The organism is Mesorhizobium sp. B2-8-3 (assembly GCF_006440815.1).
Taxonomy (GTDB): domain Bacteria; phylum Pseudomonadota; class Alphaproteobacteria; order Rhizobiales; family Rhizobiaceae; genus Mesorhizobium.
In genome coordinates this window covers 15,902-28,433 of record NZ_VFTW01000012.1, presented here as the reverse complement: position 1 = coordinate 28,433, position 12,532 = coordinate 15,902, and the positions used below count along the sequence as shown (strand labels likewise).

Below are 12,532 nucleotides of genomic sequence, written 5' to 3'. Positions count from 1 at the left end.
AAACGGCAACCTTTCAAAATCCCTGTGTCGGGGAACCAGGGCGTTTCACTGTCTCACGGAAACGGCGCCAGGGATTGGTTGAAGCCGCCCAACCTCGTCATTCTATGGTCTGCGCCGCGTCGCTTCGCTCCTGCTCCGCCCTAGAATGACGATCGTGATGGGCGTTTCGGCCAATCTCCGAGGCATGTCGCCTGCCGACAACGCAAACAGAGCCGACCGGTCAAAATCCCTGCGCAGTGCCACTAGGCGTTTGCCGCCGGCTTGTGGAAGGCGACGCCGGCGATGACCAGCGCAATGCCGATGCAGTCGGTGACGCTGGGCACCTGGCGCAGCACGACGACGCCGATCAGCGTTGCCGTGAGCGGCAGGAGCGAGAGCATCAATGCGAAGCTCGCGCGCGGCAACCGCGCCATGGCGAACTGGTCGCAGATGTAGGGGATGACCGAGGAGCAGACGCCGACGCCGATCGCCGCGACGAGGAGTTGCGGCGACGAGAAGGCAGGCAGCGCCTCGCGAAAGCCGATGGGCAACACGATGAGGAAAGCGACTGCCATGGCGGTGCCGAGGCCGGCGATGCCGATGCCTGCCTGGGCGACGCGGTGACCGATCACGATGTAGCCGACGAAGAGGGCACCATTCAAGAAGGCCCAGAACAAGCCGACCGGATCGCTGGACCATTTCACGTCGATGAGCAGCAAGGTGCCGATAACGGCAACGGCGAGCGCGGCAAAGTTGCGCCGGCTGCGAAGGCCGACCAGCGCAACCGCGATCGTGCCGACGAATTCGATCGCCGCCACCAGCGAGATCGGCAGGCGGTCGAGCGCCAGATAGAACGAGCAGTTCATCACCGCCAGGCAGATGCCGAAGGCCAGCAGCAGCCGCCGCTGAGCGCGATCCGCGCGGGCGAAGACGCGCCAGGGCCTTGTCAGCGGGGCGAAGATGACAGCGGCGGTGGCGATGCGCAGCCAAGCCATGCCGAGGACGCCGACCTGAGCGAAAAGCAGCACCGCGAAGGCCGGGCCCAGATAATGGAACACGGCGCTGACGCAGAACCAGACATGCGGCGGCAACGCGTTGGCCATTCCAGCAAGTGTGGTGGGGCCGGCGAGGGCGGGGCGGGCATCGATATCACCGCTGGCCTGCTTTGCAGCCGGAATTTGCGTTTGAGCTTTCATAGGAGCATTATCGCAGGCAAAATTCACGGAATATATGCGCAATGAATGGCTGGGTGCCTAGTTTGGCTTCTGATGGAAGAGATTCGGTTTGAAAAACCTTCGAAGTGAAAATGTCGACATCGACGCGATCGATCTGAAGGTCCTGCGTCTGCTGGAAAAGGACGCGCGCATCAGCACGGCGGAACTGGCGCGCGCGGTCGGGCTGTCGGCGCCGAGCGTGGCGGAGCGCATCCGCAAGCTGCAGGAGAACGGCGTGATCGAGGCCTATACGGTCAGGATCAATCCGGCCGCTCTCGGCATGAAGCTGTCGGCATGGCTGAGAATAAGGCCCGTGCCGGGACAGCTTTCGGTGGTAGCGGACATCATCCGCGAGCTGCCGGAAATCGCGCAATGCGACCGGGTCACCGGCGAGGACTGCTTCATCGCGCTTGCCCATGTCGGCTCTGTGAGCGAGCTCGAGCGGGTGATCGACCGGATCATCCCCTATGCGATGACCAACACCGCCATCATCCAGTCGTCGCCGGTCGAGCCGCGCTCGCCGCTGGGCGGATTCAAGCAGCTATGACTGGGCAGAGATGACTGGGCGGGGATGATGAGGCAGCGATGATGGATCAAGCGTGGCCGCGTTTCATGCGCGCCTGCTTCAGAATCGCGCGCCAGCGGATCATGTCGAACGGGATAGGTTCGTTGTTGTTGGCGATGTGGAAGATCTCGTTGTTGACGTTCTTCAGCGATCGCCAGAAATCATAGTCGGTGATGCGTGGATCGGCCGCCAACCGTTCCACTTCGACCTTGATGTCGGTTTTCATGCACTGTCCTCGCACCGCATTCCGCCAGCCGCCCGCGCGTAAACCCGGTAGGGCGGTTTTCGAACGCACCGGTGAGTCGTTCAACGGACTCAACCGACTTGTTCACGTTAAAACCTTGGTAAGGTTAACGCGGGCGCGCGGGTTTTCAAGCGCCCTTGCGCTTGATGCCGATCGAGCGGCCGGCGCGCTCGGGCATCGGCAGCGCCGCATGAGCGGCGCGCACGGCCTCCAACTTGGCCATCACGTCGGCGGGGAAGGGGGCGACCTTCGGTCCTTCCATGTCGACATGCAGCGACAGCGTTTCCGATGTGGCGGCAAGCCAGCCGTCGACATGGCGGATTTCCTGATAGGTTCTCAACCGCTTGTCGTCATGGTCGATGAGCTGGAACGATACCTTGACCGTGTCGTGGAGATGCAGCTCGCGTACGTAGCAGACATGGACTTCCGCGGTGTAGACGCTGAGGCGGCGCTCCTTGGTATAGCTCGAGTCCACTCCCATCATTGCGAACGCTTCGTCGGTGCCGCGATCGAACAGGACGTTGTAATAGGCCATGTTGAGATGGCCGTTATAGTCGATCCAGTCCTTCTCGATCGCCAATGGGCGGGAAATGATGGGCGCGGGGATCGTCATCTGGTTTCCTTAATCTCTGGGCTATGATTCTCGCGGCAGAAGTCTTGACGCATCTATGAGCACTGCGGCCCCAAGCGGGAACACGAGCAATGCAAGAACCTTCAGCAAGGCAGCTGCGAAAATCGTCAAATCATCGCCTCTCGCATAACAACTTGCCTGCATCGCGCACCACCATTTCGCCTTTGGGGCCGCCTCGAACTCATCAAAGCCCCAGTAGGCAGCGAGTGCCACGTAAACCGCAAAAACCGTAGAGAAGCATACAAACAGCACCGAATGCCGTTTGAGTTGTCTCGATGTATAGATTTCTGTACGTTCGGCCTTTGGCATTCTCACCAGATAGACTGCATAGGCGGCGAGATTCAAAAATCCCGCAAGCATGAATGAGGCAACAATCGACTGGGTTTTGAACAACACTTCAGGGGAAAGTGGCGGGTCCATGTTAGTCGCATATTTGGCGACAACTGGAATGAGGCTCGCTGCTTTTTGCGATAGCACCAGTCCCAGTTCGCCAACGAAGCCAACCCCTGGCTGTGCATAAGTGATCGAGGTGGAGAAAGCTCCTGCAATCAAAAAGCTTGTTCCCACGAAGGCGGCTAGATACCAGAAATTTCGTTGCACATAAGGTCCCAGGACCATGCGCGTTCGCGGGTCTCGCGCTCGAGCTGCCGCCCCTATCGCGCCTACGAATACCATCAGAACCACGAATCCTGCCCAAACGATCCGGCTTTGCTGAGATGCGGACTTCACAGCCCAAGCCGGCAACAGAGTGACAAGGAACGCAAGGCCGCCTATCCATCCAGCGTGCTTCATATCAGACCCCGCCCGGCATGGTTTGCGCCCAGAGCCCCTGGTTCCGTCGATAGTCAATGAAATTGATACAGCAAGTAGCATAGAGCCGCTTGGGCATGTAAGGCTGGTCCATTCGCGGAGGAATTCATGGCTTTGAGCGACCTCAACCCCGTCGAACGCAACGAGGAAGGCATCGCCGCGGTGCTCGGCATCCTCAAGCAGCGCTTCGGCGAGCGCTTCCAGACCGGCGAGGCGATTCGCGGCCAGCACGCGCACACCACCACCTATATCCCGACCCAGGCGCCCGACGGCGTCGCTTTCGTCGAGACAGCCGCGGACGTGCAGGAGATCGTACGCGCCTGCGCCGCCCACCGCGTGCCGGTCATCGCCTTCGGCGTCGGCTCCTCGCTCGAGGGCCACACCAACGCGCCGGGCGGCGGCATTTCCATCGACACCTCGCGCATGAACCGGATCCTGGCCGTCAATCCGCAGGATCTCGACTGCACCGTCGAGCCCGGGGTGACGCGCGAGGACCTCAACAGGCACCTGCGCGACACCGGCCTGTTCTTCCCGATCGATCCCGGCGCCAACGCGTCGCTGGGCGGCATGGCGGCAACGAGGGCTTCCGGCACCAATGCGGTGCGCTACGGCACCATGCGCGAAAACGTGCTGTCGCTGACCGCCGTCATGGCCGACGGCGAGACGGTGACGACCGGCAAGCGGGCGAAGAAGAGCTCGGCCGGCTACGACCTGACGCGGCTTTTGGTCGGTTCGGAAGGCACGCTCGGCGTCATCACCTCGCTGACGCTGAGACTGCAGGGCATTCCGCAGGCGATCTCAGGCGGCGTCTGCCCGTTTCCAAGCCTGGAGGCGGCCTGCAACACGGTGATAGCCACGATCCAGATGGGCATCCCGGTGGCGCGCATCGAACTGGTCAACGCGCTGCAGATGCGGGCGATGAAGAATTATTCCAAGCTCGACTATCCGGAGAGCCCGTGCCTGTTCGTCGAGTTCCATGGCAGCGACGCCGGCGTGGCCGAGCAGGCCGAGATGTTTGGCATGATCGCCGAGGAGAATGGAGGGGGGCCGTTCCTGTGGACCAGCGTCGCGGAGGAGCGGACAAAACTCTGGAAGGCGCGGCACGACGCCTACTGGTCGTCGCTGACGCTGCGCCCCGGCGCCAAGGGGCTGTCGACCGACGTCTGCGTGCCGATCTCGCGGCTTGCCGAATGCGTCACGGAAACCGAGGCCGACATTGCCGAGATGGGGCTTGTCGCGCCGATCGTCGGCCATGCCGGCGACGGCAATTTCCATGTGCTGGTGCTGATGGATGTCGACAATCCTGAAGAGATCGCGCTCGCCGAGAAATTCGTCGCCCGGCTCAACATGCGCGCGATCGCCATGGAAGGCACCTGCACCGGCGAGCACGGCATCGGCCAGGGCAAGGTCGGCTTCCTGCGGCACGAACTCGGCCATGGCGTCGAGGTCATGCACACGATCAAGCAGGCGCTCGATCCGCTCAACATCATGAATCCCGGAAAGATATTGCCGGCGGCTGGGTAACCTGCCGACCTGAGGCTATTCCCCCGCGCCCTCGACCAGCTTCTGCAGCATGGGCCGCGTCGGCGCGAAGAAAGTCGTGCCGGTATGCGGCGTCGAGAAGTCGAGCAGCCGGTCGTAAGCGCCGGGCGGTTCGCCGATATACATGCGCTGCAGCATCTTCTCGATCACCCACAGATAGCGCGTGTAGCCGATGAAATAGGTGCCGAACTCGTTTTGTCCCGGGCGGCCGAACGGCATGTTGTCGCGCAGGATGTCGTATTCGTTGCCGGCGTCGTCCTCGATGGTAGCCAACGACTTGTGCGACTTGCGTGGCTTGTCGTCGTCATCGATCTCGATGTTGTCGATCTTGGTGCGGCCGATGATTTCTTCCTGGACATGCGTCGGCGTTTTGCCCCAGGCGGCTATGTCGTGCAGGTACTTCTGCACGACGACATAGCTGCCGCCGGCAAAGTCGCCGTCCTCGTCGCCGACCAAAGCGGAGGCGGGCAGGTCGAGGCCGGTCGGATTGGCGGTGCCGTCGACGAAGCCCAGAAGATCGCGCGCGTCGAAATAGCGAAAGCCGGACACCTCGTCGGCGACGGTCACGCTGGCACCAAGACTGTTCAGCAGGACGCGCTCGAACTCGAAGCACATGTCGGGCCGCTCGGCGCGGATGTGGAAGAGCAGATCGCCGGGGGTCGAGGGCGCCGAATGGGCCGAACCCTCGATCGGCGCGAAGGGTTTCAGCTCGCGCGGCCGCGGGTTGGGCGACAGGCGGTTCCAGAGCCCGGCGCCGATGCCGGCGATGCAGGACAGCCGGCCCGACAGGTCGCGGAAGCCGACATTCTTGACGAGGTCGTCGAGCTCGCCCAGCACTGAAGCGACGGCCGAAAGCGCCGCCTTGTCGCCGCCGACCGTGACGACCAGGAAAATCGCGGCTTGCGACAGCGGCGCGTCGACGCTCTGCGCGTCGATCGGCACTCTATCCCAGTTCTTGCCTGACATCGGGAACACTCCGTGTTGGGTTCAGATTCATGGTGGCCAAGGGCGCGGCCGGAAGGGCAGGAATTTGCAAAAGAGATATCGCGACCGCGAGCGGTCACGCAACTGGAGACGTTGGCGGCTGGCGCGCGCTGAATTGCCTCTTTATCGACACGCGGATGCGGGTAGAGTGCGGCTGACTTTCAACCCGGGAAACAGATGCTCGCCCGCCTGTTCGTGATCTTCGGTGGCCTGTTCGTGCTGGTGCTGTGCGCGGCGCTGGTGGTGCCGTATTTCATCGACTGGACGGGTTACCGAGGCGATTTCGAGCGCGAGGCGAGCGCCATCCTCGGCCGCAAGGTGACGGTGAAGGGCGACGCGACGGCGCGGCTGTTGCCGTTTCCGTCGGTGACCTTCTCCAATGTGGAGGTGGCGGGAGGGCCGGAAGGCCAGCCGGCGATGACGGTCGAGACCTTTTCCATGGATGCCGAGCTTGCGCCATTCCTGCGCGGCGAGGTGCTGATCTTCGACATGCGGCTGGTGCATCCGAAAGCCACCATCAACGTAGCCGGCGACGGCACCGTCGACTGGACGCTCCGGCCCTCGACGCCCTTCGACCCAGGCCAGATCGCGATCGAGAAGCTGTCGGTAACCGAAGGGCAGATCGAATTGCGCCACGCCGCCGGCGGGCGCAGCCATCTGATCTCGGAGATCAACTCGACCATTTCGGCCAAGGCGCTCACCGGCCCATGGCGCATGGACGGAACGCTGCGCTTCGACGGCCTGCGCGCCGACGTCTCGGCTTCGACCGGCAAGGCGGAGCCGGACGGCCAGATGCGGCTCAGGGTGAAAGCGGATCCCGATGCCTATCCGCTGATCATCGAAACCGACGGCAATGCCGGCATCGTCAAGGGCGCCGCGGTCTATTCCGGCCAGTTCAAGATTTCGGGTGACGACAGGAATTCGGCCGAACTGCGCGGCAACGAGGGCCAGCCGGTCAAGATCAGCACCGGCAAGCCCGACCCAGGCTTCCGGCTGAACGGCAAGTTCGCGCTCGACCACCAGAAGCTCAATTTCGACGAGTTCCGCTTCGAAACCGGGCCGCTCGACAATCCCTACACCGCCGACGGCAAGGCATCGGTCGATCTCGGCCTGAAGCCGCATTTCTCGGTCGAGGCCAGCGGCGCGCAGGTGCAGTTCGACGAGGCCGTCGGCGGGGCCGCTGGCGCCGGCTTCACGCTCGACCAGCGCATCGCGGCATTCGAGCGGACGCTGCAGCACATGCCGAAGCCGACCATACCGGGCACGGTCGAGGTCAGGCTGCCGGCGGTGGTGGCGGGCGACACGACGGTGCGCGACGTGCGGCTGTCGGCCGAGCCGGTCGAAGGGGGCTGGTCGGTCAAGTCGCTCGCCGCGACGCTGCCGGGCCGCACGACGCTCGAAGCCGACGGCATGTTGAGCGTGGAAGACCACTTCGGCTTCACCGGCTCGTTGCTGCTCGCCGTCGGACAGCCGTCCGGCTTTGCCGCCTGGCTGTCGAAGGACGTCGACGAGGCGATCCGCCGGCTGCCCGCGGCAGGCTTCAAGGCCAAGGTCGATCTCAGCGAGAACCGGCAGTCCTTCAGCGATCTCGAGCTCATCCTCGGCAAGGCGAAGTTTGCGGGCAGCATCGATTCCAGCCAGCAGGATGGCGCCAGGCCGTCGGTGCTGATGCGGCTGACGGGCGGCGAGATGGACCTGGACGGGCTCGCCGCCTTCGCCTCGATCTTCGTCAGCGACAAGGGCGCCAACCGGTTTTCGGATCGCGATCTCGATTTCCAGATCAAGGCGGGTCCAGTCAGCGCTGCCGGGCTCAGCGCCGACACCGTCGACACGGCGCTGCGGCTGCGCGAGGGCCTGCTCGAGATCGATCGGCTTTCGATCGGCGGCCTGGCTGGCGCCTCGATCAGCGCCACGGGCCGGGTCAAGGATTTCCCGCAGAGCCCGACCGGCAAGCTCAACGCTTCCGTGGTGGCGGTGGACCTCAAGCCGCTGATCGATGTCGCCGCACAGCACTATCCCGACAATGGCGTGCTCAAAGGCCTGGCCAGCCGCGCGGCGGCCTATCCCGAACTGTTCCAGGACGCGCGCATCGATCTCTTGACCAGTGCCGCCGACAATGGCGACGGCACCACGGGCTTGGCGCTCTCGGCCCAGGGCAAGGCCGGCGGCTCGGCCTTCTCGGCGTCGCTTTCCGGCAAGGGGACCGCGGACAAGCTCTCCGAGGCGCCGGTGTCGATCACCTTCAACGCCCGCAACGACAATGCCACCACGCTGCTTGCGCTTTACGGCCTGCCTGCGCTGCCGCTCGGCATGCTCGGCCACGCCAACACCGACGTCTCGGCGAAGGGCTCGGTTGCCGGCGGTCTCGCGACCAGCTTCAACCTGACGGCCGATGATTTCAGGGCAGGCTTCGACGGAACAGTCGCCTCGACGGCGCAAGGCCCGACCGCCAAGGGCAAGGTCAGTCTCGATGCCGCCGATATCGAGCCGTGGCTGATGACGACGGGTGTAGGCCTGCCCGGCATGGGAACCGGGACGGCAACGTCGCTGGCGGCCGATGCCGATTTCGGCAATGGGCTCCTGGTGCTGAGCGGTCTTACCGGTTCGATCAACAAGGCGGCGGTTTCCGGCGACGTCAACATCGACGACGCCAAGGATGGGCTGCCGCATCTTGCCGGGGCGCTGGTGCTCGACGAGCTCGACCTTGATCCGCTGGCGGTCTCGCTGTTCGGGGACCAGTCTTTCGCCGCCGCCAAGGGCGGCTGGCCGACGACGCCGTTCAGCCAGAAGTCGACGCTGCCGTTCAACGCAGATCTCGATCTCAACACCTCGGCGCTCGCCGTCGGGCCCTTCGCCACGGCGCATGACGCTTCATTCTCGCTGAAGCTCGACCGCGAAGGCATCCACGTCTCCGACCTCAAGGCGAAGCTCTACGGCGGCGACCTGACCGGCCTGTTCGACCTGAAGAACACGGAGGGCACCGGCCTGTTCTCCGGCCAGATGAGGCTGGCCGGCAGCGATCTTTCCGCGGTTCTGCCCGGCGCCGGTATCGGCGGCAGCGGCGATATTTCGACGGCGCTGTCGACCAGCGGCAAATCCGTTGACGCCATGATTGCGGCCCTGTCCGGATCCGGCACGGCGGCGCTGAAGGGATTGAAAGTGGACGGCATCAATCCGGCAGGCTTTGCCGCCATGATCGCCAAGGCCGACGCGATCGGACGCGACATCGACACGGCCAAAACCGCGGAGTTCGCGCCCCAGATCGCCGGGGAGGGCAGCTTCGCCGCCGGCGATACCGATGTGGCCTTCACCGTCGCCAACGGCACGTTGCGGGTGCCGCCAATCAGCCTCGACAATCCCGGCGCGACCTTGTCCGCCGACGTGACGGCCGATCTCAACACGAGCACCGTCACGGCAAAAGGGGCGCTGACCTACCACGCTGGCGACGAGGCGCTGGTCGGTTCCGAACCGGCCGTCAATTTCAGCCTGGCCGGTCCGCTTGGGGCGACCGCGCCCCAGTTCGACAGCGGCCCGCTGGCGCAGTTCCTGACGCAGCGCGCGCTGGAGAAGGAACAGCAGCGGGTCGAGGCGATGCAGGCGGCGCTCTTGGAGAAGCAGCGGCTGCGGCGCGAAGTGCGCTATTACGCCTCGCTGCAGACGGAGCGCGACAACGCGGCCGAAGAGTTGCGCCGGCAAGAGGAAGAGGCGCGGCAGAAGGCCGAGGCGGAAGCCAGGGCGAAAGCCGAAGCGGAAGCGCAGGCACAGGCTGAAGCGCAGGCAAAGGCTGAAGCTGAAGCAAAAGCCAAGGCCGACGAAGAGGCCAGGGTGAAGGCGGAAGCCGACGCCAAGGCGCAGGCCGAAGCGGACGCCAAGGCCAAGGCCGATGCACAGGCGAAGGCCGAGGCCGAGCAGCGGGCCGCGGACGAGGCGGCTAAGGCACAGGCCGACCGCAAGAAGGCCGAGCAGGCGAAGCTGGAAGCAGCACGCAAGGCGGCCGCGCAAACGCCAAAGGCCGAGGGGACGCTGCCCGGCGTCAATGATGGTTCGACTTCAGCGCCGGCGAAGCCGAAGGCCAACCCGTTCACGATCGACAATCTGCTGAAGTCGCTCGACGGCGGTTGAGCTTCGCGTCACACACGTAGCGAATTAGCCACCGCGCCTAGGACTGTTCCTGGCGCGAGAGCAGGCGCCGCAGCATCGGCTCGATGCGCGAAAGCTCGTCGAGATGCGCGGCCGACAAGTCGGCCAGGCGATCGTCGGCCAAAGAGGTGAGCTGCAGCAGGACGCGGCGGTGATCGCTCTTGTCCTGATCGCGTATCACCAGGCCTGCCTCGGCAAGGCGGTTCACCAGTTCCACCGCGCTGTGATGGCGGATGCGCAGCCGCTCGGCAAGCTCGCCCACCGTCACCGATCCGCCGCCGGGAAATCCCTTGATCGCCAGCAGCGCCTGGTGCTGGCGCGGCGTGAGGCCCGCCTCATTGGCCTGGACCTGGCTGAATTCGAGAAAGCGGCGGATCAGATAACGAAACTGCGACAGCCGCTGGTAGTCGGCCTGGCTGATGGCGGGGCGTGGTTTCGGCGGCGTCATTTCCCGACTTATGGTCTTTTCCCGCAAAAGCTCAACTGGCCGTCCCGATCCCTGTCCAAAATGACGCGGTGCAGCGATTGAAAACAGCCTTGCAGATTTATATCGTATTACGATATTAGGCCGCCTGAAACCGGACGGCCTTCGCGCCGCCAGAAAGTTCAGGCCCCCAGAATGAAACCTGCTCACGCCGGCAACGGCAATCTCCGCGACTTCACGACCGATCCGCGTGTTCTGCTGATCGCGGCCATCGCCGTCGTGGTGGCGACCGCTGGGCTCTTCGCCGGCATCGTACTTCTGCAGCTCATCCGTCTTGCCACCAACATCGCCTATTTCGGCCAGTTCTCGCTGGCCGAACTCAAGCTCGAGGACTCGCCGCTGGGCTATGCCGCCGTGATCGTCCCGGTGATCGGCGCGCTGATCATCGGCCTGATGGCGCGCTTCGGCAGCGAGAAGATCCGCGGCCACGGCATTCCCGAGGCCATCGAGGCGATCCTGCTCGGACGCTCGCGGCTCGACGCCAAGGTCGCGGTGCTGAAGCCGCTGTCTTCGGCGATCTCGATCGGCTCGGGCGGACCGTTCGGCGCCGAAGGCCCGATCATCATGACCGGCGGCGCCATCGGCTCGCTGATCGCGCAGATGCTGCCGGTCAGCGACAATGAGCGCAAGACGCTGCTGGTGGCGGGTGCGGCGGCCGGCATGACGACGGTTTTCGGCACGCCGATCGCCGCCATCATGCTCGCCGTCGAATTGCTCCTGTTCGAGTGGACGCCGCGCAGCTTCATCCCTGTCGCCGTCGCGGCAATCGTCGCGGAAGTCGAGCGCACCTTGCTGCACCTGCCGGGTCCGATCTTTCCGTTCTCGGGCAGCATGGAGGTCTCGATTGCAGGATTGGGCGGCTGGGTGCTGGTGGGCATTGCCGCCGGGCTGCTTTCGGGCCTGCTGACGCAACTGGTCTATGCCTGCGAGGACGCCTTCCTGAAGCTGCCGATACACTGGATGTGGTGGCCGATGATCGGCGGCCTGGTGGTCGGCATCGGCGGCCTGATCGAGCCGCACGCGCTTGGCGTCGGCTACGACAACATCGCCAATATGCTCGACGGCCGCACCGTCGCCACCGCCGCGCTGCTGCTTCTGGTGGTGAAGGCCATCATCTGGTCGGTGGCTCTGGGGTCCGGGACCTCGGGCGGCGTGCTGGCGCCGCTGCTCATCATGGGCGGAGCGATGGGTGCGGTGCTCTCGGGCATCCTGCCCGAGGCAAGCCCCGGCTTCTGGCCGCTGCTGGCGATGGCCGCGACCATGGGCGGCACGATGCGCGCGCCGCTGACCGCGACTTTCTTCGCCACCGAGCTCACCGGCAACACGCATGTCCTGGTGCCGCTGATCGCGGCCTGCGCCACCGCCCACGCGGTCACCGTGCTGTTGATGAAGCGCTCGATCCTGACCGAAAAGGTGGCGCGACGCGGGCATCACCTCGTGCGCGAATACCGCGTCGACCCTTTCGCTTTGACAAGGGTCAAGGAAGTGATGACGACGAAGGTCGAGAGCGTGCCGGCGACGATGACGCTGCACGGCGCGGCAACGTTCCTGACCGCGCCGGACACGCGGCACCCGAGCTTCCCGGTGGTCAACGGGGAGGGGCATGTGCTCGGCGTCATCGATCCGCCCGCGATCCTGCGCTGGCGGCGCGCCGGCAAGCATCGCAGCACGACGCTCGGCGAATTGCTCGCCGGCAGCAAGATCACGCTGGCTTATCCGGACGAATATCTGGAGGCGCTTTCCGACAAGCTTCTGCTCGCCAACGTCTCGCATCTGCCGGTCGTCTCACGCGACGATGAACGGCTTGTCGGCTATATCGGCTGGAAAGACATGATGCGGGTAAGGTCGAAAAAGCAGGCGGAGGAGCGCGACCGGTCGGCCCTGCTCAGCTTCGGCGCCAAGCGCAAGGCAGGGCAAAGCGTGGGCGATCCGGCTTAGG

General features: G+C 64.6%; 10 protein-coding genes. 4 read left to right on the top strand and 6 right to left on the bottom strand.

Annotated elements, in window-relative coordinates:
- Positions 1-242: 242 nt before the first annotated feature.
- A complete protein-coding gene (locus FJ418_RS18550; protein WP_246683109.1) occupies positions 243-1,082 on the bottom strand; it encodes a DMT family transporter in 840 nt (279 codons plus the stop codon).
- A 181-nt stretch (positions 1,083-1,263) separates the two neighbouring features.
- Between FJ418_RS18550 and FJ418_RS18545 the strand changes: the two genes are divergently transcribed.
- A complete protein-coding gene (locus FJ418_RS18545; RefSeq protein WP_140655065.1) occupies positions 1,264-1,740 on the top strand; it encodes an Lrp/AsnC family transcriptional regulator in 477 nt (158 codons plus the stop codon).
- 46 nt (positions 1,741-1,786) lie between these two features.
- Here the strand turns inward: FJ418_RS18545 and FJ418_RS18540 are convergent, their stop codons facing one another.
- The 3 genes from FJ418_RS18540 to FJ418_RS18530 form a co-directional block, all read right to left on the bottom strand.
- Positions 1,787-1,984, bottom strand: a complete 198-nt coding sequence (locus FJ418_RS18540; RefSeq protein ID WP_027168755.1) for a hypothetical protein — start codon at positions 1,982-1,984, stop codon at positions 1,787-1,789.
- A 145-nt stretch (positions 1,985-2,129) separates the two neighbouring features.
- Complete coding sequence (locus tag FJ418_RS18535) at positions 2,130-2,615, bottom strand: thioesterase family protein (protein ID WP_140867982.1); 486 nt, start codon at positions 2,613-2,615, stop codon at positions 2,130-2,132.
- Between the two features lie 21 nt (positions 2,616-2,636).
- Entirely contained in the window at positions 2,637-3,251 is a 615-nt protein-coding gene (locus tag FJ418_RS18530; protein ID WP_140867979.1) for a hypothetical protein, read from the bottom strand.
- Positions 3,252-3,551: 300 nt separating this feature from the next.
- Here FJ418_RS18530 and FJ418_RS18525 point away from each other — a divergent pair, with 300 nt between their 5' ends.
- Positions 3,552-4,967: an FAD-linked oxidase C-terminal domain-containing protein gene (locus FJ418_RS18525; protein WP_140867976.1), complete on the top strand. Its 1,416-nt coding sequence runs from the start codon at positions 3,552-3,554 to the stop codon at positions 4,965-4,967.
- Between the two features lie 15 nt (positions 4,968-4,982).
- Here FJ418_RS18525 and FJ418_RS18520 read toward each other — a convergent pair whose 3' ends face one another.
- Complete coding sequence (locus FJ418_RS18520; protein ID WP_140867973.1) at positions 4,983-5,951, bottom strand: Dyp-type peroxidase; 969 nt, start codon at positions 5,949-5,951, stop codon at positions 4,983-4,985.
- Positions 5,952-6,146: 195 nt separating this feature from the next.
- On the opposite strand from FJ418_RS18520, the gene FJ418_RS18515 reads away from it, so the two are divergent.
- On the top strand, positions 6,147-10,091 hold the full coding sequence (locus tag FJ418_RS18515; RefSeq protein ID WP_140867969.1) for an AsmA family protein: 3,945 nt from the start codon (positions 6,147-6,149) through the stop codon (positions 10,089-10,091).
- A 37-nt stretch (positions 10,092-10,128) separates the two neighbouring features.
- Here the strand turns inward: FJ418_RS18515 and FJ418_RS18510 are convergent, their stop codons facing one another.
- On the bottom strand, positions 10,129-10,557 hold the full coding sequence (locus tag FJ418_RS18510; protein ID WP_140867966.1) for a helix-turn-helix domain-containing protein: 429 nt from the start codon (positions 10,555-10,557) through the stop codon (positions 10,129-10,131).
- A gap of 171 nt (positions 10,558-10,728) precedes the next feature.
- On the opposite strand from FJ418_RS18510, the gene FJ418_RS18505 reads away from it, so the two are divergent.
- Positions 10,729-12,531, top strand: a complete 1,803-nt coding sequence (locus FJ418_RS18505) for a chloride channel protein (RefSeq protein ID WP_140867963.1) — start codon at positions 10,729-10,731, stop codon at positions 12,529-12,531.
- Position 12,532: the final 1 nt, after the last annotated feature.